This is a genomic window from Flavimaribacter sediminis, assembly GCF_019492055.1.
Classification (GTDB): Bacteria; Pseudomonadota; Alphaproteobacteria; order Rhizobiales; family Rhizobiaceae; genus Flavimaribacter; species Flavimaribacter sediminis.
On sequence record NZ_JAICBX010000005.1, the window covers coordinates 106,792 to 130,675 of the forward strand.

Annotated in this window: 23 protein-coding genes; 12 read left to right on the forward strand and 11 right to left on the reverse strand. The window is 59.8% G+C overall.

All coding sequences use genetic code 11. From position 1 onward, the window contains the following. Nucleotides 1-38 precede the first annotated feature (38 nt). The 3 genes from K1W69_RS22485 to K1W69_RS22495 form a co-directional block, all read right to left on the reverse strand. Complete coding sequence (locus K1W69_RS22485; protein ID WP_220230708.1) at nt 39-1,058, reverse strand: C4-dicarboxylate TRAP transporter substrate-binding protein; 1,020 nt, start codon at nt 1,056-1,058, stop codon at nt 39-41. A 120-nt stretch (nt 1,059-1,178) separates the two neighbouring features. Beyond that, nucleotides 1,179-2,126, reverse strand: coding sequence for a LysR family transcriptional regulator (locus K1W69_RS22490; RefSeq protein ID WP_220230709.1), 948 nt, complete (start codon nt 2,124-2,126; stop codon nt 1,179-1,181). 117 nt (nt 2,127-2,243) lie between these two features. Further along, nucleotides 2,244-3,824 (reverse strand): winged helix-turn-helix domain-containing protein, encoded by a 1,581-nt coding sequence (locus K1W69_RS22495; protein ID WP_220230710.1) that lies wholly within the window; start codon nt 3,822-3,824, stop codon nt 2,244-2,246. Between the two features lie 222 nt (nt 3,825-4,046). Here K1W69_RS22495 and K1W69_RS22500 point away from each other — a divergent pair, with 222 nt between their 5' ends. Both K1W69_RS22500 and K1W69_RS22505 read left to right on the forward strand, forming a co-directional pair. After that, nucleotides 4,047-4,706, forward strand: coding sequence for a peroxiredoxin (locus K1W69_RS22500; RefSeq protein WP_220230711.1), 660 nt, complete (start codon nt 4,047-4,049; stop codon nt 4,704-4,706). Nucleotides 4,707-4,730: 24 nt separating this feature from the next. Further along, a complete protein-coding gene (locus tag K1W69_RS22505) occupies nt 4,731-5,612 on the forward strand; it encodes a sulfurtransferase (RefSeq protein WP_220230712.1) in 882 nt (293 codons plus the stop codon). 46 nt (nt 5,613-5,658) lie between these two features. Here the strand turns inward: K1W69_RS22505 and K1W69_RS22510 are convergent, their stop codons facing one another. Then, nucleotides 5,659-6,408 (reverse strand): SDR family NAD(P)-dependent oxidoreductase, encoded by a 750-nt coding sequence (locus K1W69_RS22510; RefSeq protein ID WP_220230713.1) that lies wholly within the window; start codon nt 6,406-6,408, stop codon nt 5,659-5,661. Nucleotides 6,409-6,529: 121 nt separating this feature from the next. Here K1W69_RS22510 and K1W69_RS22515 point away from each other — a divergent pair, with 121 nt between their 5' ends. Beyond that, nucleotides 6,530-7,432, forward strand: a complete 903-nt coding sequence (locus tag K1W69_RS22515) for a LysR substrate-binding domain-containing protein (protein WP_220230714.1) — start codon at nt 6,530-6,532, stop codon at nt 7,430-7,432. Here the strand turns inward: K1W69_RS22515 and K1W69_RS22520 are convergent. Next, nucleotides 7,429-9,288: an ABC transporter ATP-binding protein gene (locus K1W69_RS22520; RefSeq protein WP_220230715.1), complete on the reverse strand. Its 1,860-nt coding sequence runs from the start codon at nt 9,286-9,288 to the stop codon at nt 7,429-7,431. The two genes, K1W69_RS22515 and K1W69_RS22520, sit on opposite strands and share 4 nt — an antisense overlap. A 287-nt stretch (nt 9,289-9,575) precedes the next feature. On the opposite strand from K1W69_RS22520, the gene K1W69_RS22525 reads away from it, so the two are divergent. Next, entirely contained in the window at nt 9,576-10,097 is a 522-nt protein-coding gene (locus K1W69_RS22525; protein WP_220230716.1) for an RICIN domain-containing protein, read from the forward strand. A 30-nt stretch (nt 10,098-10,127) separates the two neighbouring features. Here the strand turns inward: K1W69_RS22525 and K1W69_RS22530 are convergent, their stop codons facing one another. Then, a complete protein-coding gene (locus K1W69_RS22530; protein WP_220230717.1) occupies nt 10,128-10,535 on the reverse strand; it encodes a hypothetical protein in 408 nt (135 codons plus the stop codon). 199 nt (nt 10,536-10,734) lie between these two features. On the opposite strand from K1W69_RS22530, the gene K1W69_RS22535 reads away from it, so the two are divergent. Further along, nucleotides 10,735-11,490 carry a gamma-glutamyl-gamma-aminobutyrate hydrolase family protein gene (locus K1W69_RS22535; RefSeq protein WP_220230718.1) on the forward strand — a complete coding sequence of 252 codons (756 nt, stop codon included), beginning with the start codon at nt 10,735-10,737 and terminating at the stop codon, nt 11,488-11,490. Between the two features lie 48 nt (nt 11,491-11,538). Here K1W69_RS22535 and K1W69_RS22540 read toward each other — a convergent pair whose 3' ends face one another. Both K1W69_RS22540 and K1W69_RS22545 read right to left on the reverse strand, forming a co-directional pair. Then, entirely contained in the window at nt 11,539-12,261 is a 723-nt protein-coding gene (locus tag K1W69_RS22540) for a winged helix-turn-helix transcriptional regulator (protein ID WP_220230719.1), read from the reverse strand. 390 nt (nt 12,262-12,651) lie between these two features. After that, nucleotides 12,652-13,215, reverse strand: a complete 564-nt coding sequence (locus K1W69_RS22545) for a TetR/AcrR family transcriptional regulator (protein ID WP_220230720.1) — start codon at nt 13,213-13,215, stop codon at nt 12,652-12,654. A 172-nt stretch (nt 13,216-13,387) separates the two neighbouring features. Between K1W69_RS22545 and K1W69_RS22550 the strand changes: the two genes are divergently transcribed. From K1W69_RS22550 to K1W69_RS22575, 6 genes are all read left to right on the forward strand, one after another. Then, a complete protein-coding gene (locus tag K1W69_RS22550) occupies nt 13,388-13,852 on the forward strand; it encodes a hypothetical protein (RefSeq protein ID WP_220230721.1) in 465 nt (154 codons plus the stop codon). 407 nt (nt 13,853-14,259) lie between these two features. Next, nucleotides 14,260-15,522: a His-Xaa-Ser system radical SAM maturase HxsB gene (gene hxsB, locus K1W69_RS22555; RefSeq protein ID WP_220230722.1), complete on the forward strand. Its 1,263-nt coding sequence runs from the start codon at nt 14,260-14,262 to the stop codon at nt 15,520-15,522. Next, entirely contained in the window at nt 15,519-16,613 is a 1,095-nt protein-coding gene (gene hxsC / locus K1W69_RS22560) for a His-Xaa-Ser system radical SAM maturase HxsC (RefSeq protein WP_220230723.1), read from the forward strand. Before hxsB ends, hxsC begins: the two co-directional genes overlap by 4 nt. Beyond that, nucleotides 16,610-17,134, forward strand: coding sequence for a His-Xaa-Ser repeat protein HxsA (hxsA, locus tag K1W69_RS22565; RefSeq protein WP_220230724.1), 525 nt, complete (start codon nt 16,610-16,612; stop codon nt 17,132-17,134). The genes hxsC and hxsA overlap by 4 nt, the downstream gene beginning before the upstream one ends. After that, on the forward strand, nt 17,109-17,507 hold the full coding sequence (locus K1W69_RS22570) for a TIGR03982 family His-Xaa-Ser system protein (protein WP_258571292.1): 399 nt from the start codon (nt 17,109-17,111) through the stop codon (nt 17,505-17,507). Before hxsA ends, K1W69_RS22570 begins: the two co-directional genes overlap by 26 nt. Then, entirely contained in the window at nt 17,491-18,726 is a 1,236-nt protein-coding gene (locus tag K1W69_RS22575; RefSeq protein ID WP_258571293.1) for a His-Xaa-Ser system-associated MauG-like protein, read from the forward strand. Before K1W69_RS22570 ends, K1W69_RS22575 begins: the two co-directional genes overlap by 17 nt. Before the next feature lie 354 nt (nt 18,727-19,080). On the opposite strand, the gene K1W69_RS22580 is transcribed toward K1W69_RS22575, so the two are convergent. After that, nucleotides 19,081-19,371: a HigA family addiction module antitoxin gene (locus K1W69_RS22580; protein WP_220230725.1), complete on the reverse strand. Its 291-nt coding sequence runs from the start codon at nt 19,369-19,371 to the stop codon at nt 19,081-19,083. A gap of 756 nt (nt 19,372-20,127) precedes the next feature. Here K1W69_RS22580 and K1W69_RS22585 point away from each other — a divergent pair. Next, entirely contained in the window at nt 20,128-21,135 is a 1,008-nt protein-coding gene (locus K1W69_RS22585) for an adenylate/guanylate cyclase domain-containing protein (protein WP_220230726.1), read from the forward strand. A gap of 18 nt (nt 21,136-21,153) precedes the next feature. Here the strand turns inward: K1W69_RS22585 and K1W69_RS22590 are convergent, their stop codons facing one another. Then, on the reverse strand, nt 21,154-22,389 hold the full coding sequence (locus tag K1W69_RS22590) for an aminotransferase-like domain-containing protein (RefSeq protein WP_220230727.1): 1,236 nt from the start codon (nt 22,387-22,389) through the stop codon (nt 21,154-21,156). Nucleotides 22,390-22,509: 120 nt separating this feature from the next. Beyond that, nucleotides 22,510-23,715 (reverse strand): ABC transporter substrate-binding protein, encoded by a 1,206-nt coding sequence (locus K1W69_RS22595; protein ID WP_258571294.1) that lies wholly within the window; start codon nt 23,713-23,715, stop codon nt 22,510-22,512. Between the last annotated feature and the right edge of the window lie 169 nt (nt 23,716-23,884).

Below are 23,884 nucleotides of genomic sequence, written 5' to 3' on the forward strand. Positions count from 1 at the left end.
ATTATTGGCCCCGCCAATAGTGACGGGGCCAGTCTCTATCAGAACTTGAGATTGCTGACGATCTCATCGGCCGGCAAACCGGCGGCGTTCGCCTTGTCGATCCATTCCTGGCGTACGGCCTGGATACCGGCGTCATCGATGACGGCGAGCAGTTCGTCCTGCGGGAATTCAATGACCTCTACGCCAAGATCGCCCTTCCACAGTTCGCCGACGCGCGCGCGATCCTCATCCAGAACACGCGCATATTCGACAAGATAATCCTTGCCGAGCTGATCGACGATCGCCTTGGTTTCGTCGTCCATGCCGTTGTAGCTGTCGAGGTTCATCGCCAGCAGGTGGCCGAAAGACGCGCCAAGCGGAATATCGATATAGTACTTTGCGACTTCGTCGTATTTCCATCCCCGCGCCAGGGCCGGGCCAATCGGCGTGCAGTCGATGATCGAGCGCTGCAGGGCCTCATAGGCTTCGGATGTGGCGATTGAAACCGGCGTTGCGCCAAGCGCCTCGATCAGTTTCGGATAGGCGAAGCCGTAGGACCGGATGCGCAGACCTTCAAGGTCTTTCACAGTGTTGACCGGTTTCGTGCAGAGCAGGCCGTAGCTTTCCAGCGGCCGGAAGCCGAAAGCGTAGAGGTTCTGGCTCGCCAGTTCGTCCTTGAACTGCGGATAGGTCTCGTGGAGTTTTTCCAGGAACTGGCCGACTTCAAGGGTGCCCATCGGCTGCGGAATAAAGAAGCCGACGGCGTTGTTCATCGGCATTGCGTCGGGGAAATAGGGCGTGATGATATCGCCGAAATCGCCGACACCGGCCGCCAGCGCATCCGGTATTTCGCGCGTCTTGGCGACCGAGCCGCCCCAGAACACCTCGATCTCGTGCTTGCCGCCAGTCCGCTTCGCGAACTCGTCGACCAGCCATTGGGTCGTGACCGCCTGGGCGTCACCGGCGCCCTGAGGCTTGAATGTGATCCATTTGTAAACTTCCGCCTGCCCCGATACGGTCAGGCCGAGAACTGTCGCCAGGGCGAGCCCGGTCGAACGAAACAGCTTCGTGTAATTCATGGTTCCTCCCAAATAATGTACAGCGGGCCACTCCTTGACCCGGCAGGGCGGACGATGCCGCATGCAGTCGATATATTGCAAATACTATAAACTGATCGCCTCCATGCCTTTCAGGAATACCTAGCGCCATATCCCGCGCGCCACCAGATCGGCGACGATCACCCGCGTTGTGTGTTCCACGATCTGGATCGCCTTCTTGCGGCGCTGGTCGGCTTTGGTGGCGATGCAGAGCGTCCAGTCGATTCTCGGCTCTGTGATTGGTCTTGCCTCCAGCGTTCCCTGCTGGATTTCGGAAAGCACGCCGCCATAGGTCAGGATCGTGAAGCCGTGACCGTGGCGAACGAGCGACTTGAGATGCCACACGCCGTCCACGCGCTGGACGATGTTCAGTTCTTCACCAATCGCGTCGGCGTGCTTGTCGACGAGGATCCGCAGATAATTCGGCCTGCTCGGCATGATCAGGGGCAGCGAAATGGCCTCGCGCAACGTGTAGCTCGGACGGTCCAGCGAGCCGTGTGGGCCAATTAGATAAAGATGCTCGACGAGCAGTTCCGACGTCTCGATGTCGTCTTGCAGCGGAGCGTCATGCATCACCGCCAGACCGATCTCGCCGCGCCCGAGCTTGCTTTCAAGGTCGCGGCTGAACCCCTCGACGAAACGCAACTCGATCTCCGGATATTTCGCTTTCATTTCCGCCAGCAGCGGCGGCACGATGAATTCTCCCGGCGTCGGCGGCATGCCGACGACGACCACGCCGCGCGGCGCTTCCGTGTGCGCCGTAACATCGTGGTGGGCCTGGGTGATCTGCGCCATGACGGCGTATATGCGGCGCTGAAGGATCTCGCCGGCATCGGTCAGTTCGACGCCGCGCGGCGTCCGCTTGAAAACGGCTACGCCGAGGCCTTCCTCCAGCCGCGCGATCTGCCGGCTGAGGGCGGGTTGGGCGATGCGCAACCGCTCCGACGCCCGCGTCATGTTCTTCTCTTCGGCCACGCAAAGAAAGTAGCGCAACGTGCGCAATTCCGGCTGCCAGTCTAGGTTGCCGGTCTTGCCGTTGGTCAGGTCCATTCAGACGTCCTTTGACGCGATATCAAAACGATGTTGTGTCGTTTTCTATTATCTTACCGCGCCAATGTCGAAAATCGGTTCGATCGCCCCGCCGGCTGCCGTCAGGAGCGTGAACGCTCAGAGGCCCGCCGCCTTGAGATACCGGGCGATTGTTTCCCTGGCGTCGCCTTCGAAGGGAAACAGCTTGAAGTAATCCTCCAGCCCGAAATCCGGCCGCGCTGCGCGCAGCCGGGCAACGTGAAAGTCCACGCGATCCGGCAATCCTGCCGCGACGGCGCACCAGACCGCGATAATGCTGGCCAGGTGGCTCGACCGCGGGTGCAGATCGGATGCTTCGGCGGCCCGGTATCCCTCCTCCACCTCGCCTGCGAGCGTCAGCGCGTGGGCGCGGATAGCGCTCATGTGGAAACCCGCAGGATCCAGGGGGCTGATCGATTGCCCCGCATCGGCGTGCGCGAGCGCGTCAGCGTTCCGCCCGACGAACAGCAGCGCCCAGGCGCAGAAACTGCGCGCGATGTAGGAACTGGGGTTCAAGGCGACCGCGCGAAGCAGATGATGCAGACCGTCGCTTCTGTCGCCCATGGCGCCCATGGCGCACCCCATGGCCACGAGGCCGTCCGGTTCGTCCGCGTCCAGTTCGATGGCGCGGCCCGCAAGATCGACGCAACGCAGGAGGGCGTCCGTGCTGGTGGGCGGCTCGAACAGGAGTTGCCGGCGAAATTCCAGCGACGCCAGAGCGGCGGAAATCCGGGCCGCATCCGGGGCGAGCGTGACGGCGCGGGAAAGAATGGCGTGCGTCTGTTCGACCTCGGCCATCGTTGAGGCATAGCGCGACGGTCCCTCAGCGCGGTGATAGAGGCCCCAGGCGTCAAGCTCTTCGATCGGCTTCAACCGCGCGATCGTACGCATATGCGCCTCGATGCGCGTTTCGACCGACGTGGCGATCTGTCTGCCGATGGCGTCGATGACGTCGAACACGCCGTCCAGCGCGCATTCGAACGTTTCAGCCCAGACCACGCGGGTGGTCTCGGCGTCGCAAAGCTGCACGGAGGCCCGAAGCCGCCTTTCGTCGGCCATGGCGTGACCGGAAAGCGCGTAGCGAACGCCAAGTCGCCGCGCGAGCGTGATCGGGTCGAGCTCTTCGGCCTTGAGAACCGCAACGCTTCCACGTCCGGTGACGAAGAGCCAGCGCGAGCGGGCGAGCGCCACAGCGATGTCACGCGACAGTCCTGTCGAAATCGCCATCGTTTCTGGCGACGCGGCAATGGTCTCGAATGGCAGGACGACGACAGACGGTCCTGAAGGCAAGGCCCAGTCGCCAAGCGGCGGCGCCTCATTCCTTGCGGGCGCGGTTTCGCTCGCCGTGGCGGAGGCTGGCGTCGCGACTTCTCCGGGGAGAAGCCGGTAACCGGATTTCGAAATCGTCTCGAGATACCGGGGATTGCGCGCGTGATCGCCGAAGACACGCCGCAACTCGGCGATCGCCTGCGTGAGAACCTCCTCACCGACCGTCACGTCCGGCCAGACCTCGTCCAGCAGGCGCTGGCGAGCCACCACCTGGCCGTTCGCAGACATCAGCAGGGCCAGAACGCCCGCAGCCTTCGGCGACAGCCGCGATTCCCGCCCGTCGCGGCGAACGCGCCGGGAGTCCAGGTCCACGTCGAACGGCCCGATTTTTTGTCCTTCGGCGATCATCATCACCACATCCGCCCTTCACAATTCGGCTTCATCTTTATGCGCAAAGCAGAATTAGCTCAACCTGTCGGGATGTGTGTGGGCATTCCCACAACCTCAGCGAAGCTTTAGCGTTTCCTAATGAAAACTTCACATCGCCCTCAGGTCGACAGGCTCTCATCCTGACAGTTTGCCGTCATCAGCGCCGATGTCCGGCGCGATGTTCGAAACAAAAGGATAGAGGTTATGACACTCAATATCGGCGCGATCGCGCCCGACTTTATTGCCGACACGACGCAAGGTCGGATCCGCTTCCATGAATGGATCGGCGACAACTGGTGCATGCTGTTCTCGCACCCGAAGGACTTCACGCCGGTCTGCACCACCGAACTCGGAGCCATGGCGCTGGCCGCGCCGGAATTCGCGCGCCGCGGCGTCAAGCTCATCAGCCTGGCCGTCGACAGCGTCGAGGATCACATGGCCTGGACAAAGGACATCATGGCCTACTCGGACGTTTCGCCCGATTTTCCGATCATCGGGGACACCGATCTTTCGATCGCCAAGCTTTACGGAATGCTGCCGTTAGACGCGACCGGCGTCGCCGACTGCCGGACGGCCTCGGACAATGCGACGGCGCGCTGCGTCTTCGTCATCGGTCCTGACAAACAGGTCAAGTTGACCATGACCTACCCGATGACCACAGGCCGCAACGCCAGGGAGCTCCTGCGCGTGGTCGACAGCCTGATGCTGACGGCAAAGCATCAGGTCGCGACGCCGGCCGGCTGGCAGCAGGGCGAAGACGTCATCATCGTGCCGGCGATAAAGGATGACGAGGCCCGCGAACGCTATCCGGAAGGTTGGGACGCGCCGCTGCCCTACATGCGCATCGTTCCGCAGCCGGCCTGAAAATCCGCAACGGAGATCAAGACAATGAGAAAATATCTGATCGGGGCGACGATGGCGATCGCCATGTCGACCGCCGCCCTCGCCGGAGAAAACGCCTACCCGAACGATCATCTGATCATCAACGCGAGTTCGCTTGTCGAGCTCGTTGCGGCCGACAGCGAAAGCCCGGTCGTCGTGATCGACATGCGTCCGGCAGAGGCCTTCGCCGAAGGTCACATCGCCGGCGCGCAGAGCATGCCGTTCACCGCGCTGTCCGACCCGGAAGGGCCGGTCGAAGGCATGCTGCGCTCCGAGGCGGAGCTCACCGGGATGTTCGCCGCCGCAGGACTGGATACATCGTCGCAGATCGTGCTCTACGACGATCGCGGCGGCTTCCGGGCGGCGCGGCTGTTCTGGCTGCTCGAGCTCTACGGCTATCGCAACGTCTCGATCCTGGACGGCGGAATCGGCGCCTGGACGGCGGCGGATTTGCCTCTGTCGGTCGGCGCGGGCTCAACGCCGGCCGGTCGGCCCCGCTTTCCGGTCGCCTATACGCCGCGGCGCTACGCTTCGGCGGAATGGATCCTGGAGCGGCGGGACGATGCGGAAACCGTTGTCGTCGATGTGCGCCCGACCGACCTGTTCACCAAGGGGCATATCCCCTGGGCGCGCAACATTCCCTGGGCGGCCAATCTGGACGCCGACGGAACCATGCTCGACCCGCAGGCGCTGGCCGTGCATTTCCTCGAGGCCGGCGTCCATCCGGAAGACAACGTGGTGGTCCACTGCCAGAATGGCTCCGCGGCAGCGCACAGCTACTTTGCGCTGAGGCTTCTCGGCTATCCTCGGGTGCGCGTCTATGACCGCTCCTGGTCGGAGTGGGGCGCTGACCCGACGCTGCCGCACGCGGCAATGGTCGGAGAATAGGCGAGACGACCGGAGGCGGCCGCAACGACCGCCTCCGGCTTGTTGTTCAGATCTGGTTCTGGCCGCCGTCGACGAAGAACTCGGCGCCGTTGACGAAGCTCGAAGCGTCGGATGCCAGAAACAGGACAGCATTCGCTATTTCCTCGGGCTTGCCGATCCGGTTGGCCGGAACGAGGCTCGCCATCTGCTTCTTTGCCTCTTCGGCCTCCGCGTCGCTTGCAAAAAGTCCGTTGAGACCGGGGGTCTCCGTCAGGCCCGGACTGACGACGTTGACGCGGATACCACGATCCTTCAGGTCCAGGATCCAGCTGCGGGCGAAATTGCGCACCGCCGCCTTGGTCGCCGAATAGACGCTGAAGTTGGCCGTGCCGGCGCTGCCGGTCGTCGAGCTGGTGAGGATCACCGAAGCGCCGTCGGGCAGCATTGGCAGCGCCTTCTGCACGGTGAAGAGCACGCCCTTCACATTCGTATCGAAAGTCTGCTGGAAGTGCTCCACGGTGATCGCGCCGAGCGGCGCAAAACCGCCCCCGCCTGCATTCGCGAACAGCACGTCGATCTGCGCGTGAGTCTGCTGGACCGCGTCGTAAAGCCGGTCGATATCGGCGAGGTCGGACATGTCTCCGCGCACGCCGGTCACGTTGCCGTCGATGGATCGCACTGCGGCGTCGAGCGCCTCCTGGCGCCGGCCCGTGATGAAGACTGCAGCGCCTTCAGCCGCAAACGCCCTGGCGGTCGCGAGGCCGATGCCGCTCGTGCCTCCGGTTATCACCACGACCTTGTTGTCGAACTTGCTCATCGTCTGTCTCCTGTGTCGCGGGCAGGACCACCCTGCCCCGTGTTTTGGAGATAAATCTGCAACGATTACGCTTGTAGTATCCAAAATTGGCCTCTATCGTTCTGAATATGGAACGATAATCATGAAACCCGATCTCAACGACTACGCCTATTTCTCGGAAGTGGTGACGCATGGCGGCTTCGCCGCCGCGGCCCGTGCGTTGCGGGAACCCAAATCAAAGCTCAGCCGGCGCGTCGCCCGGCTGGAGGCGCGTCTCGGGATCCGGCTGATTGAACGCTCAAGCAGGCGCTTTCGCGTCACCGATGTCGGCCAGGCCTTCTACGAACGCTGCCGTACGATCCAGCTCGAGGCCGAGCAGGCCGAAGCGCTGGTGCTGCAGTCGCAATCCGAACCGCGTGGGCTGATCCGGTTCAGTTGCCCGACCGGCATGGTGGAGGTCGTCTCGGACCTGACGCGAAGCTTTCTGGAGCGCTATCCCGGCATGCGGCTTCAACTCGTGGCGGCCGACCGGCCCGTGGACCTGATCGGCGAGCGGATCGATCTCGCCTTGCGGGTGCGCGTCGCGTTGACCAGCGACGCCGAACTGACGATGCGCTCGCTCGGCAGTTCCACGCGCGTCCTGGTCGCCAGCCCGGCGGTGGCGAACCGGCTGGACGATATCGAGCAACTGAAACAGACGCCGACGCTCGCCACCAGCGATGCGGACGCCGAGACCGAATGGCGGCTGGAGTGCGTGGATGGCCAGGCGCATTTGCACCGCCACGAGCCACGCTTCGGCTGCGCCGACATGGCGGCGGTGCGCGAAGCCGCCGCTGCGGGACTTGGCGTTGCGCTGTTGCCTTATCATGCCTGCCTTCCGGCGCTGGATGACGGCCGGCTTGTGCGGGCATTGCCTGAATGGCATGGCCAGAAAGGCCTGGTCCACCTGGTCTTTACGACGCGGCGCGGATTGCCCGTCGCCGTCCGCGCCCTGATCGACCATCTCGCCGCCGGGTTTCCGCGAGACGTGCTCGACGGCGGCTAATCCGCATCCATCGTGTCTGCGATGTAGCCGCCGGTCTGCCGCTTCCACAGCCGCGCATACAGTCCGTCCCGCGCGAGCAGGTCCGCAGGCTTGCCCTGTTCGACGATCCGCCCCTCGTCCAGCACCACGATCCGGTCCATCTCGGCGATGGTCGAAAGCCGGTGGGCGATCGCGATCACCGTCTTGCCTTCCATGAGCAGCGTCAGCTTTTCCTGAACGGCGGCTTCCGCCTCGCTGTCGAGCGCCGAGGTCGCCTCGTCGAGCACCAGGATCGGCGCGTTCTTCAAGAGCACTCGGGCGATCGCCACGCGCTGTCGCTGACCGCCGGAAAGCTTCACCCCGCGATCGCCGACAAAAGCGTCATAGCCGGTGCGGCCTTCCGCGTCGGTCAGGCCGGTGATGAAGTCGTGCGCCTCGGCGAGCCGGGCGGCCTGCTCCATTTCCGCGCGCGAGGCCTTCGGCCGGCCGTACAGGATATTGTCGCCGACGGAGCGGTGTAACAGCGAGACGTCCTGCGTCACGACGCCGATGCGCTCGCGCAGGCTCTCCTGGGTCACGCCGCCGATATCCTGCCCGTCGATCAGGATCGAGCCGTCCTGCAGTTCGAACAGCCGGAGCAGCAGGCTGACGAGGGTCGATTTTCCGGCCCCTGACAGCCCGACCAGCCCGACCTTCTCGCCGGCGCGCACCGTCAGCGACAGATCGCTGATCACCTGTTGCCGCGCGCGGTATTCGAAGTGGATGTTGCGGAACTCGACCTTGCCGTCGCTCACCCGCAGCGGGCGGGCGTCCGGGGCGTCGACGATCGTCGGCGGCGTCGTGATTACCGGCATGGCGTCGCGGATCGTGCCGGCCGCCTGATAGACCTGCCGCCCCATGTGCAGGAACGCCCGGGCGTTGCCCGAAAGCCGTTGCACGATCGCCACCGAGGCGACGAATTCGCCAATGGTGATGAACCCGGCGACGAGCCCCCACAGCCCGATTGCGAAATTGCCGAGCAGGAGAGCGACGTTGAAAAGCACCACGGTGGCGTCGGTCGTCAGGAAGATGCGTCGTTCCTGCTGCTGGCTCTCGACGGCGTTACCCACCACCGTGCGCATGGCGCCGGCCTCGCTGTCTTCGGCGGCGAAAAGCTTCACCATCTGGATATTGCTGTAGAGATCGGTCATCGCGCCGACGACCAGGCTGTTGGCCCTGGCCGAGCGGCGGGAGCGACCGGAAAATTTCGGCGTCGCCTTCACCGCCAGCGCGATATTGGCGAGGATCCACGCAAAGACCGGAACCGCCAGCGGCCAGGCGAGCGCCCCCAGCAGCGCCAGCGACCCGACGAACTGCACGAGAAAATGCGGCCCGCTCTGAAAGGCGACGACGATCTGCTGCTGCAGGGCGCTAGCCACCTGCGAAATGCGGGTCGCCACCTGGCCGGCGAACAGATCGTGGAAAAACGCCAGGTCCTGGCGCTCCACCGCCTTGTGGCCCTGCCATTGCATGGCCGCCGGCAGGCAGACGGCCACAACCTGTGACCCGAGCGTGTTCGACAGAAAAATGAACACCGGCATGACCGGAAAAAGCAGAACGCCCAGAACGGCGAGCGTCAGCCAGTCTTCCTTTAAAAACGCCTCGCCCCCCTTGGCGTTCACACCGTCGACGATAACCGAAACGCCCCAGATGACGGAAAGATTGATGAGCTCGACGGCGACGCTGAGAATGGCCGAGGCCGCCAGCACGCCGCGAAACATCTTCGCGAAATGCATGACCAGTGCAAACGGACCGCTATCGGGCAGCGGCGAATAGGGAATGTCCAGCGGGCGGACAAGCTTCTCGAAGGGACCAAATATGGCGTCTGAAAGCGACATGGGAGCGCAGACCGGCTGAATAAAATACGGGGTTTCATGCACGGGATCGACGGTCGATCCGGCGGGAATCGCAGTGTCGCATGAATGCCCCTCGCCTGGCCATGACGACTTTTTATAACTTCCGGTCCCCGCGCCGCTGTTCCGGAAACTCCGAATATTCGCATCATGATCGAATCCGGGCAATTGACTGTCGTGGGAAAATGCCCGAAGGAGCTTGCATCAGAAATGCCGGCGAGTCCCGATGGGGCGGGCTCTCGCGGGCTCTTCGTGCAAGTGGGGATTTACCGATGAAGTTGCATACGCTTATCGCCGGCGTGTTTCTCGCCGTGTGCGGCGGCCAGGCGGCCGCCCAGCAGATCGACGCCAATTACTATCACACGCTATCGACGGAGTTTCGCGGCGGCGACATGCGCCTCGACGTCTTCAATGGTGGACCGAAGAACAACATGACGCATCTCGCGCCCGCCCAAGACGTGTCCGGGCAATATTGGCGGTTTACGCCGGCCGGCAACGGTTACTGGCGCCTGTCGACGATGTTCCGCGGCGCCAATATGTGCCTCGACGTCTTCAACGGTGGCGCGCGCAACAACCAGGTGCATCTGACGCCCTGTGGAAACTATTCGGGGCAGTTCTGGGCGCTCCGGCCGCAAGGCCAGGCCTACAAACTGACAACGGATTTTCGTGGCGCCGGCATGTGCCTGGACATCTTCAACGGCGGCGCCGACAACAACCAGCCGCATCTCGCGCCCTGCGGAAACTATTCCGGCCAGCTCTGGTATCTCAATCCGTCCTGGAAAGCGGTGAACTGAATCAGGCCGCCGGCGCCATGGCGTCGGCGATCACTTCCGGATCATCATGAAACGCACGTCGTCGCGCGTCACGCCCGACACCCGGTCGGTGAAGGAATCGACCGGCAGGTCGATCGTGCCGATATTCGGTTGCGCGATGCCGGACAGGATGATGGTCCTGCCCTTGCGTTCCCAGGCGTTGATCCGGGAGACCCCGTTGATCCCGCCAAGGCCTTCCACAAGGTTGCAGGCAAAAAAGTTGACGCTCCCCTTGCCGCCATTCGAATAGCTTGCCTTGAAGTCAGCGGTGCATCCCCTGCTGGTTGGTCCGATCGCCGGATAGACGTCCCATTTGCCAACGATGGAATCGGGCAGCTCCTGCGCGGCCGCGGGTCTCGGCGGCCCGGTATTGACCGGACCTGTGTCGGAGACGGTGCAGCCGGCGCCTACGGCCAGCATGGTTGCCAGCGCCAGAGCGGAATGAACTGAGGATCTATGTATAGCCATGGCGCAGACTAGCACACCGGCGATGAGTCGCGTCAACGACCCGGCCCTAAAAATATTTGCGCGCGGCGCCGACCCGCAGACTCGTCACACTAGGCTTGCGCTCCATGTTGATATATTCGATGACCAGACATGGATGTTTAGGGAAAGACGCATGCGTAAACGGGTCGTTGGCGTAATCGGCAACGGATATCTGCTGGAGGGACGATTTCAGGTTCAGCTTTGCGGCGAATCGAACATGCGGGCGATCGCCGACGTGGCGAACGCGCTTCCGCTGATGTTCGCCGGCGCGCCTGACGTCACCGACATGGACGCGCTTCTTGATACAGTGGACGGCGTCGTGCTGACCGGCGCAAGGGCGAATGTTCATCCATCCCTTTTCGATGTCGAACCCGATGCGGCTTACGAACCCTATGACGAGCGGCGCGACGGTAGTGCGCTTCCTCTCGTGCGGGCGTGCGTGGAACGCGGCGTTCCGCTTTTGGGCATTTGCCGCGGCATGCAGGAGATGAACGTCGCCTTTGGCGGGTCTCTCCATCCGGAAATCCGCGACCTTCCCGGACGCATGAACCATCGCATGCCCCGCCTCGAGAACGGCGAGGTCCACCCTGACCAGGCCGTTGTCTTTGCCGATCGTCACGACGTGACCTTCATTCCCGACGGCGTATTCGCCAAACTGCACGGCCGGGAGAAAATACGGGTGAACTCGCTGCATGGACAGGGCGTTCTGCAGCCCGGCGAGCGCGTCGTCATCGAAGGCGTCGCCGAAGACGGCACCGTCGAGGCGATCAGCATTCGGGACGCGTCCGCGTTCGCCCTTGGCGTACAGTGGCACGCCGAATTCGACCCTCAGACCAACCCGGTGAACCAGGTCATCTTCAAAGCCTTCGGCGAAGCCATCCGGGCGTAAGGGCAGGCGCAAGCCGGGCGGCGGCAACGCTCGGCCCCGAACCGGTTTCTAGTTTACCTCCAGCAAGGCCCCATCGGGAAGTTCTCGAATGCCGTCCAGATCGGCGTATTTCGATCGCGGGAACCATTCCTTGAGCGTTTGCATCATCACGGCGTCTCCCGAGACGTAGAGACGACCCTGCTCGATCTCCCGCTCGATCGTGGATCGGCCCATGATGACGGCGGCGAACGACTGCTCGGTGGACTCGACAAAAACGTCAACGTCAAATCCCGGCACGTCGACGCAGATCTCCAGTGGCAAGCCCGGACGGTAGAAAAGCCAGTATTTGTCTTTCGGACCCGTGGTCTCGGTAAACTTGAAACGGATGACGACGCGCCTGTTCGGAAAAGCGCTGGTGTCGAGCCTGCGCATGGCCCACATCAGCGTCGACAAGTCGTAGGACAGGGCAAGTTCGGCCTCGATATGACGTTGAGACCAGTTCCCGAGCGCCTTCAGCGCCGGTTCCAGGTCGATGGCCTTTTTTGTTCTGACATAGTCGACGGAGCCTTTGGCCCGATCCTCGACCCGATAGACAAGGCCCGCCTTCTCCATCTCGGCCAGACGTCGTGACAACACGGTTGGGGAAATGCCGCCGACGGCGCGACGAATGTCGTTGAAGCGTGTTTCGCCCGCCCACATCTCGCAGAGTATCGGCAACGTCCATCGCGCTCCAAGCACATCGCAAGCCTTGGATACGGGACAAAGTAGGCCATACGGTTTGGTTGATGACATCCGAACCTCCCTGACCCGGGCTAGGCTAGCGCCATCGTGGAACGGCAGTCCAGTACCAAAAGAGTACCAGTCAGGTTTCTCCCTGTTACTATCGAGTACTTCACGTCCGTCGGATGATTTCCCGGTCAATTACGGGAGATCTGAAAATGTTCCTTTCCATCGACTTTCGTTTGCTTCGCATCGTTGCAAACTTCAGACGCGCGGGCGCCAACCGCTCCCCAACCGCAGAGCTTCCCGCCTTGCCGCGAAACCTTCCAACCCGCAAACGGTCTCGTAGAGACTGTCTGCCCCAGACGCCGTACTCGACCGCGCGAGACGCAGTGGCCCAGTCCTATCTCTTGATGGCCCCGAGACGCGACTTCTGAAGGCGTCATTTGCGATACCGCCGCTCTACTCCGGGCGCGTCAGCACCGCCGTGACGGCCGCGCGAACGAGCGCCTGCGGTTCCGACCACGGATAGGCGCTGATCGTGATCAGATTGTGTGCGATCCCGTTGAGCGCACAAAGAAGCAGTTCCGATTTCAGCTTCAGTTCCGCCTCGCCCGGGCGGCCGTCAAGCGCGCCGGCAAGGCTTTCGCGCAACACGTTGAACCGGCTGACAACTCCGTCATCGCCCACGAAGACGCTGACGTCGGATTGCGTCACGCCGCTTGACATGAACACCAGGAAATAGTGCTCGCGGCGCTCGAGCCAGAAATCGACATACCCCTGCGACACGGCCAACAGCCGGTGGGTCGGGTCCGCCTCCCCGGCGGCGACCCGATCCAGCCTGTCGAACAACTCCGCGAAGACTTCCGTCCAGAGCGCGCGCAGAATATCGATCTTGCGGTCGAAATACCGGTAGAGCGTCATCACCGTGCATCCGGCCTCGCTCGCCAGCCGCCGCATCGATACGGCGTCGTAGCCGTCTTCCTGAAACAGCCGTAGCGCGCAGTCGGCGATATGCCGGCGCATGTCGGCCATCTCCTTGCCGGTTTGTGCGGGTCGTCCGCGTGGCCGGCCCGCCGAAGATGGGGATGTGAGGGATCGGGGTGTGGGCATGCGTCCAGTCTACGCAGATCGCGGTGGTTGACCAAGTCGATATATTTAATTATAACGCGTTATATTTAATTCAGGAGGATCGGCGATGCAAGCGCGCGCGCACTATGCAACGGAACAGAAAGCAGGACCGTCACAGGAACAGCCCGGCGGCGCGATGCTGCTGTTCCGTATCCTGTTCGTGATTGCGGCGATCTGGAATTTCGCCGGAGCGATCCCCGGGCTGTTCAATACGACCGGCATGTTCGAGCGCGAATTCGGCTACGCGCTGGCCGACCCGGTCATGGTCGCGGTCTATCGCGGCGCCTGGGGCACGGCCTTCCTCTACGGCTTCGGCTTCCTGTTGGCCGCCGTCAATCCGGCGCGCCATACCGGCGTTGTGCTGATGGGCGGCGCCGGCAAGGCGCTCTTCGCACTCAACCTCTTCATCATGTACATGAGTGGATGGACGTCATCCTTCGCGATAGTCGTCATCCTCGGCGACATCGTCTTCGTTTCGCTGTTCATCGCCTGGTTCGTCACCCTGAAGCGCCAGGGCCATTCGATCCTCTGAACAAACCAGCGAAGCCGGCCCTCACCCCCATGACGGGGCCCGATCAGACCGGCGGCCCAGACCTTGTCCGACGCATCGGCCGCCGGTTGAAAGGCCCGTCCGGACACCGCATCAGGCGCGGCATGGAGAAAAGAGGAGAGGCACAGGAACACTGCGAGTCCACCACCCGCAAGACCCCCAGCGCCAGCTTTGCGCACAACCTCCCCATCCTCATCGCGAACGAAGATCCGCGATCCATAGGGCGGCTACCCCAGATCACGTTTTAGTTCGTCAATAGTCGACACTGTTTTTATTCGCACTGAGCCAACAAAAATGCGACCTCAACGCGATTCTCATTTTCCACCTATACTTTTGATTGATTAGAGATGTCCAAATCACTACTATCAAAGCAGTATCGACGATATTCTATGAAAGTATTTGCCGTGCCAGACTACTTGCCGGTCTTAGGAGATAGGGCGAAGATGTACCGTCGCCAGCGCCGGCGATATGTTGAAGACAATATTAGCTACGTCGTCCTTGTCCCCACACTCCGATGCAACCTTGCTTGCAGCTATTGCCAGGTCGCTCGTGTTGGCGAAAATGTCCGGGGTTTCGACTGGACTGATGAAGTCGCACAGCAAGTCTTTGTTTTTCTATCTGGCCTGACCGCCCAAGATATCAAAATTGAATTCCAAGGTGGCGAACCGCTTCTGGCGCTAAGACGTCTTCACGAAGTACGAAATTTTTGTCGCGGACTTTTCACTAGACGTGCGTTTGTCGTTTGCACGAATCTACAGCATGTTGATCAACAAGCGTGGGAGTTCTTGGAAGCAAGCGATACAACCATCAGCACTTCACTCGACGGCTCGCTCGCGCTTCATAAGAAACAGCGCACGAAGTCAAATGAAAATACAGACGTCTTTCTTGCTAACCTCAATACCGCTCTGGACCGCTTTGGCCCAGCAAAGGTCTCGGCCCTGCCAACGCTCGACATCGAAGATCTACCTGAACCAGAACAACTGATCAGTTTTTATCAGCGATTCGGTTTCAACTCGATCTATCTTCGACCGGTGGCGCACTATGGATTTGCTCGCAAACGACATACCGCGAGGACAATAGCTAGTCATTGGAATTGCTTCCGACGAAAGTTCATGGAGCAACTCATCGCGTACAATTACGAGCACAATACAACGTTTGAGGAATTTTACTTCACACATTGCCTTCGCCGTGTCTTACAACCCGGAACAAACAATCACATCGATTTGCGTAGTCCCAACATGATTGGGCATGATCATATTCTTATAGACTACGATGGCCGTATTTATCCAACTGACGAAGCACGTATGCTGACTCGGACCGGTCAAATCGATCTGTCGATCGGCAATGTATTTGACGGAATTGATGAGGAAAAACGCACTCTTCTCAATATGTATGTAGATAATGAGAACGATCCGGTATGCAGCTCTTGCCGTCACCAGCCGTTTTGCGGACGCGATGTAATCGATGATCTAGCGCGCTACGGAACTATTGATATCGAACGCAACAAAACGGAATTTTGTCACCGGCATATGGACTTGTTTGATCATGTCCTAGAACTTTTGGATGATCCTTCACCAGCTGCGCGACATTCACTCGCGATTTGGACTGGAGTTGTCGATTTCGATCCACTTTTAAACCGCGTACTCGTATGATGAATCTTCGTGTACCCATTGCTGATTTCAGAACCGATCGGCCGCTTGTTACCCGCTTGCGATCATGCAAAGAGACAGACGACAAGTCCTCTTTACGTATGGATTCCATACTTGTTAGGAATGAAGGAGAATGGAGTACATACTACTTTCACGATCAGCGGTTTCGTATTAAAGCCCCGGAGCAAGATGTCGACGGCGATGTCTTATTGATATTCCCTGGACAGTCAGCTGCCCATAGGATCATACGCTCCAGATCTTTGCACAATACCTTTTTAGTTACCGAGCAATGCGACCAGCTTTGCGTAATGTGTTCGCAGCCGCCAAAGAAACAACATACCGATCTTTTCAATCTCTTTCTCGATGCTGCGCTGCTGGCACCGAACAATTCTGTATTGGGTGTTTCCGGCGGAGAACCACTACTTCATAAAGAGAAGCTATTCGTATTTCTGGAAAATATATTATCTTACCGAAAGGATCTTTCCTTTCATGTTCTCTCGAATGGGCAGAATTTTTCCGCAGAGGATTGCACGTTCCTGAATTCACCGGCAGCAGAGCGTATTCTGTGGGGCATACCGATCTATGCCCCTGAAGCTGAAACGCACGATAGAATTGTAGGAAAAGAAGGTGCTTTTAATCAGCTGATTGAGAGTTTTACTATACTATCTCATACCCTAGCGCGTATCGAACTTCGTACTGTATTATTGCAATCAAATTACAGCACGCTTCACTATTTGGCCGATTTCATCACTGACTATCTACCCTACAGTGAATATTGGGCGATCATGCAGCTGGAGAATATTGGTTATGGAAAGCTTAATTGGAGTAGTGAGTTTTTTGACAGTTCAATAGAGTTTCAGAATATCGCACGTGCTCTCAACATCGCTTCAGGGCGCGGTCTGAGTGTAAGCCTATTTAACTTTCCACTATGTACGATCCCGGAAGCATATCGACGCTATTCAGTAAATTCTATCTCGGATTGGAAACAGAAATATTTCTCCGAATGTAACAATTGTTCCGAGAGACTTCATTGTGGCGGCTTTTTCCGTTGGTACGATCTCGCAAACGGATACAAACGTGTGAGCGGTATATGAGAAAAAGAGTTTTCGCTATTCCGTCATTGCTTGCGGCCGGTTTTGTTAGCCCTGGTGCCCAGGCAGCTATTCCAGACGGTGCAAAATCCAAACAGTTCGACGATCCAATTATAGATCAACGCCTGCGACTGAACCACAAATACCATTTGGCCGCTCATAGGTCCCACTCAAGCCATCGCAGCCACGGCAGTCATCGTTCTTCTTCTGGTGGAGGATATTCTGTACCGCGTACCACCACGCCCGTTCCCCAATCGGATAGCACTCCGCCATCATCGATCTTACCCAGCACACCAAAAGCTGCACCCAAAACACTCCCCGGCAACACGCCCAAGTTCCGTCAGATCGTCATGCAGGTCCAGCTCGCACTACAGGCTTTCGGATATTACAATGGGACTATTGACGGCATCATTGGCCGTGAATCAAAAGCTGCATTGGCCAGTTTTCAACGTGACCATGGTCTTAAAGTGACCGGCACTGTGACGGCGGAGGTCCTGGATGTTTTCGGAATCAAAGCGGAATAAAACCTTGCTAGTCGGCATTGGATTCTTGGCTGGGATCGCAGTCAGTTATTTATCAGTGCCGCTCTATAAAATGGTTCTCATGGAAATCTGGCGTGATCAATTTTCCAACTATACATTCGCCTGCGATCAATCGATGCGCGTCCACTTCATGGCAAAGCAAAAGGTCGCACTCGATACTACCGAATCTAATGTAGATGAACTTAAGGCGGCCGAGATTGGCCTTTTAGATTGTCAGAAATACGACTTGTTGCAAAAGAAAATGAAACGTTGGGGTCTCAGCGACAACGAAGTCGGCGAGATGGTTCTACAAGCCGCCGAAGCAGAAAGCGGGTCCCTACGCAAAGTAATTCAAATCCATGAAATCCATTATTAATTTTAGTCTAATTGCGGCAATGGTTCTTATCTTGCCGGTACATGCGGATGGGTTGCGTGAGGAGACATTAAGGCAAGCAGCTGTTTCGAGTGGCCTTGTTCCGGCCGCTGAAACGCATGTGCTGGTATCATTGGAACTCGCAAAAGTCGGCAAATTGCTTTTCGAATCAAAGCTTTTGTCGCCAAGCAATACAATCGCTTGCGCGACCTGTCATATTGACAGGTTTGGGTCTGCGGATGGATTGCAGCAGGCGGTTGGGATCGGTGGAACGGGAATTGGCGTCGAACGCTTGAAAGGCAATGGCAGGATTGTTCCGCGGAACACGTTACCGTTTTGGGGACGCGGCGGCGTCGCCTTCAATGTGTTTTTTTGGGATGGCAAGGTCGATGGAACAGGTGGTCGCCTGCACAGCCAATTTGGCTCAGCGACACCATCTCACGATCCGCTGGTTGTGGCAGTCCATTTACCGCCTGCCGAATTGAGTGAAATGGTCGGAACTGAAGTTGATGAAGATAAAGTACAGACTGAAACGGTAAATTCGGCGGAACTGCTTTATAGCGCTGCCACCCAGCGTGTTGCAGCTGATCCGAAACTCGGCGTGGCGTTGGCAAGAGCACGTAGGGTAGAACTTGGCGAACTCGCATTCTTGGATATAGCCGAGGCAATTGCAGCGTTTATCCGCACCAATTTTCAAGTCAGCGAAACAGCATTTCACCGATTTGTTTTCGATGGCAAGCCGCTTCCACGCTCAGTGGTCGAAGGTGGCTTGATTTTCTATGGAAAAGGCGGGTGTGCAAGTTGCCACAATGGTCCGTATTTCAGCGACCTCGAGTTTCACGGAATTCCATTTCCACCTGCTGGATTTGGCAAGAATGGATTCGGAGTTGACTATGGCCGCTACAATGTGACTCTCGATCCCAGTGACCGCGGAAGATTTCGCACGCCGCCACTGTACAATGTCAGAAAGACCGCACCTTATGGACATTCTGGCAGCATAAAAAATCTTGCCGATGCCATCACCATCCACTTCGATCCGTTGGGAGTCCCGATTTATAAAACGCTCTCGCCAGTGCAGCGGGCTGAATTCTATCGGTCATTGAAAGTCTGGTCTTCGGAGCCTGTTTCTGGAAATGTGCTCTATCCCGAAGATATCATCAAGCTTGTCGATTTCCTTAGCAGCCTTGAATACACAACACGGTGGTCTGTCGAATCGGAATGAAACATGACTTTCACGCAAAGAGTAATGATCTGAATAGACACAGCCGCCGCACGAGCAAATCAAACTCTAATTTCTGCATTCACGGACGTTATACATTACGATTGAGCCTAACCAAATCACAACCGCCAATTGGGGAAGCAGGGCCGGAAGGAACACGTCGAGTCTCTCACCGTCGAATTCTGAATCGAACCCGGATCGCAGAAAACGCCGAAAATCCGTTCTCCCGAAGCGGAGCCAGATTGCGACAATCGCAGCCTGTAGACCAAAAAATTTCGAATCCAAAGAGAACGACAGCTAGTAGTGACCGTTAGTTGAACTCTAGATACGACCTATCCAACGCGCATTTTCACACCCTTAAGCCACCACCAACGGCTCGATATTCGAAACGTCCACGACCTTGCGCGCCTGAGCGAGATCGCAGGCGCGCTGCAGGTTCAGCCAGAATTCGGGCGTATTGCCGAAGACTATCGAGAGGCGCAGGGCGGTGTCCGCCGTCAGGGCCATGTCGCCCTTGACGAGACGCTCGATCCGGGCGCGCGGCACATCGAGGCGTTTCGCGAGCGCGCCGGCGCTCATCTTCAACGGTTCGAGAAACAGCTCGCTGAGCACTTCGCCGGGACGAACAGGGTTGCATATCTCTTTCATGCAACCATCATTCCACGCCTACCAGAACAAATCAAGAACTTTATCGTGCATTCACAGCCGTTTTGTGTTAGGATGCAGCCTGTTGAAATCGCCGGCGCCCCTTGCGGACGCATGGCCGGACTGCAAGCTTCGAGCCTGAAAATCCATTTTCCCGAAACAAAGCCAGATGTCGTCAGCCGAAGCCAACAGACCTGAAAAACGCAAATTCCCGAAACGAACCCAGATCGCAGAGAGCACCGAAAACCCGTTTTCCCGAAACAAAGCCAGATGGCGTCACCCGAAGCCCGCAGACCTGAAAATCGCAGATTCCCGAAACAAACCCAGATCACAGAAAGCACAGAAAACCTGTTTTCCCGAAACAAAGCCAGATGGCGTCACCCGAAGCCCGCAGACCTGAAAATCGCAGATTCCCGAAACAAACCCAGATCACAGAAAGCACAGAAAACCTGTTTTCCCGAAACAAAGCGAGATGGCGCCACCCGAAGCCCGCAGACCTGAAAATCGCAGATTCCCGAAACAAACCCAGATCACGTGAAATGCTCGAAGTTCGCCGAATCCCGAAACAAAGCCAGATTGCCCGAACCGTCGCGGGAATCTGCCGATTAAAGGATTATTACATAATAATATCATAATCTTACCCTGAATCACACCGTGACCCGCAACCCCGCCGTCCGGTTTGTCGGGCCTGCTTCTTTTAATCGTCTCGCCCAGCCCATATATTATGGGCGTCCATCCGAGCCTGAACGGAACACGACCATGCCAGACCCCGCCTCTGCCGATGCCGACGCAAAAGTTGTGCGGAAGCTGACGACGATCATGGCGGCCGACGCCGCCGGCTACAGCACCGCGATGGACAATGACGAGGTCGGAACGCTCGCCTCGCTGCGCGCCGCCCGCAAGGTTTTTTCCCGCTTCATCGAAAGGCACAACGGCCGCATCGCCAACACCGCCGGCGACGGCATGATCGCCGACTTCCCGTCCGTTGTCGAAGCCGTGCAGTGCGCCATCGAGGTGCAGCAGGAACTCAACGGCAGCAAGGGCCCCGAGGGCGGCCTGCATTTCCGCATCGGCATCCATCTGGGCGACGTGATCGTCGACGGCGAGGACCTGCTCGGCGAAGGCGTCAATCTCGCCGCCCGGCTGCAGACCATGGCGGAGCCCGGCGGCATTCTCATCTCCCAGCAGGTCTACGACCAGGTCCACACGAAGCTCTCGGTCGGTTTCGACTACCTCGGCGTCAAACACCCGAAAAACCTGACCGAAAGCGTGACGGTCTACGGCGTTTCGCTCAACCGGGCGAAGCCCGCCGCCGCCGTCTTCGGCCGTCATGCAAATCGCCAAGCGGGCGCTCGCGAAGCCTCGCGGGAAAGCGCCGAACGGTCGCGCCGCAGTCATTGCAAAACCGCGCATCGGGAAGACAGCGACGCCTCGCGGCAGGACGACGACACCTACCGGACCAAGGTGATCCGCCACGCGCAGACCCTGGGTCTCGTCCTTGTCGGGCTGGCCGTCATCGACTTCGCCACCGGCAGCGGCATGTGGGTCCAGTGGCCGGCCATCCCCATCCTCGCCGTCATCGGCATCGAAATGGCGCCGCTCGCCGCGTCGCGCAGCCAGACGGTGTTCGCCCTGCGCATGGGCGTGGCGATCGCCGCCCTGGCGCTCATCAACCTGTTTTCCTGGAGCGGAACCCTCTGGTTCCTCTGGCCGGCCGGCGCAATGATCCTCGCCGCGCTCATTCGCAAGGTCGCAGTGCGAACCTGAAGCTGCGCCGCCGTGTCGTCAGCCCGCCTGCCGGACAAGCTCCGCCAGCCGCTCCACCCCGGCGCGAATCTGTGCGCAATCGGGCAGCGAAAAACTCAGCCGCATGGCGTCGGAGGTCCGGCCATCGGCATAGAAAGCGCGTCCCGGCACATAGGCCGCGCGGGCTTCCTCGATGGCGCGCGGCAGCAGCGCCGCCGTGTCGATCCCGGCGCCGGCCGCCAGCCAGATGAACATGCCGCCCTCGGGCTCGGACCAGCGGGCGTGCGCCGGCATATGTTGCGACAGGGCCTCCAGCATGGCGTCCCGCTTGGCGCGGTAATGGGCCTGCGCCCGCGCTGCCTGCCGGTCGAAATGGTCGGCCGTCAGGCGGGCGACAACCATCTGGTTGAGGGCCGGCGCATTGAGATCGCTGGACTGCTTGATCAGCACCAGGCGCCGGATCAGGTCCCGCGAGGCGCAAACCCAGCCGAGCCTCATGCCCGGGGTGAATACTTTGGAGAAGGAGCCGCAGAAAACCACGCGCGACTCGTCGATGGAACGGCCGCCCTCCAGGTCAAGCGCCTGGATCGGCGCAACCGGTTCGCCCTCGTAGCGAAGCGCCGCGTAGGGACTGTCCTCGATGATGGCGATATCCAGCCTTTCGGCGAGGTCGAGCAGGCGTCGACGCGCCGCAAGGTCCATGGTTTCGCCGGACGGGTTGGCGAAATCGGGCACCACATAGGCGAACTTGCAGTCGGACGGGTCGCTTTCGGAACGGGTCCGGACCTGCGCCGCCGTCGCTTCGATATCGGCGACATCGAGGTCCTGGAAAACCGGCTCGCTCGCCGCAAACGCCTGCAGTGCGCCGAGATAGGTGGGCGCGGTCACAAGGGCCGTGTCGCCCGGCGACAGGAAAAGCTTGGCGGTGAACTCCAGCGCCTGCTGGGAGCCGCTGGTGATCAGGATGTTGTCGCGGCTGCAGGCGACGCCGCGGGAACGCATGTGGTCGACGATCCAGTCGCGCAGATCCGCGTCGCCCTCGCTGACGGAATATTGCAGCGCCCTGCCGGCGGAAACGGGATCGGACAGGATATCGGAATAGTGCTGACGGATCACGTCGACCGGAAACAGGGCCGGGTCGGGAATGCCGCCGGCGAAGGAAATCACGCCCGGCTGCTCGATTATCTTGAGAAGCTCGCGGATCTCCGAAGCCTGCATCCGGGATGCGCGACGGGCAAGGCGCGGCGCGCGCGCAAGAAGTGCTGCGTCTGACATGATCGTTCTCCTCGGCGCAATAGGTCAATATTGCTGACCTATTGTCAAGAAGATTCATCGCCGGCCACAAAAAAGGCCCGGATCGCTCCGGGCCTTCGATGCTTCATTGGTGGGGCGAAATTACTTCGCCATGCCGGTGTTCATGATCTTGCCGTCTTCGATGGCTGTGGTCACGTAGACGCCGGGCACGTCGCCATTCTCGTCGAAATCCTGCGAGCCGGCGGCGCCTTCATAGTTGATGTCCGTGCCTGCGGCGATCAGTTCCTTGGCCTTTGTCCATTCGCCGGGAAGGATCACTTCGCCGGGAGCGTTGGCCACGTCGCGGATCGCGCCGGCGATCGCCGCGCGATCGGTGCTGCCGGCCTTTTCGGCGGCCAGCGCCAGAATGAAGGCGGCGTCATAGCCGTTGGCCACGAAGGTGCCGTCAGCCTGCACGCCGGCTTCCGACGCCATCACGTTGAAGGCGTCCGAGCCAGGCAGGTCCGGGGTGCCCGGGCGGGTCATGATGATCTTGCCGGTGGCGGCCGGAACATTGTCGGCCATAGCCTGCGAAACCATGCCGTCGCCGCCGTAGAAGATCGGGAAGTCGCCGCCTTCCAGCGCCTGGCGCAGGATCGTTTGGCCGGATCCGTCGCCATAGGCCAGGATCACCAGCGCGTCGGCGCCGGAGGAGGACAGCGAGCCGATTTCGGCGCGGTAGTCGGCTTTGCCGTCTTCATGCGCCTGGGAGTCGGCCACCGTGCCGCCTTCCGCTTCAAAGGCTGCGACGAAGGCTTCTGCGAAACCCTTGCCGTAGTCGTTGTTGACATAGGTCACGGCGACGTTGTCATGGCCGGCGGACTTGACGACGCGCGCCAGAACGCCGCCCTGGAAGGCGTCGGAGGTCGCTGTGCGGAACACCAGATCCTTGTCGTCCAGAGTGGTCAGCGCCGGCGAAGTCGAGGCCGGAGAGATCATCGCCACGCCGCCCGGAATGCCGGCGTTGTTGGCCGCGGAGATCGTTGCGCCCGAGCACAGCGCGCCGACGATCGCGGAAACCTTGTCGACATTGACGACGCGGTCGGCCGCGTCGGCGGCTTTGGTGGCGTCGGCGCAGGTCGTGTCGCCGACGATCAACTCGATGGTCTTGCCGTCCATCAGGCCGCCATTGTCGTTGACGTTCTTGAGCGCCAGATTGGCGCCGTCGATGATCGGCGGCGTCAGGCTTTCGATCGGACCGGTTACACCGCCGAGAAAGCCGAACTTGACGTCGGCGGCCGTCGCTGCGCCGGAAAGGCAGGCAAGCGCGACGCCGGTGGCAAGCGCCATTTTGAGTGTTGGCATCATTGATTATTCTCCCAAATTGCAGACCGGTTTGTCCGGCCCTTGATCCGATTAAAACGGGTTCCCTTCCGCGCAAGGCGCGAAAAGTTGGCGCAATCATAGCGAAAGATACAGCGCTTTAAAGCCGAAAAGTGAAATTTGGTTGACGCCTGTATTCGGGCGTAAATCGGCT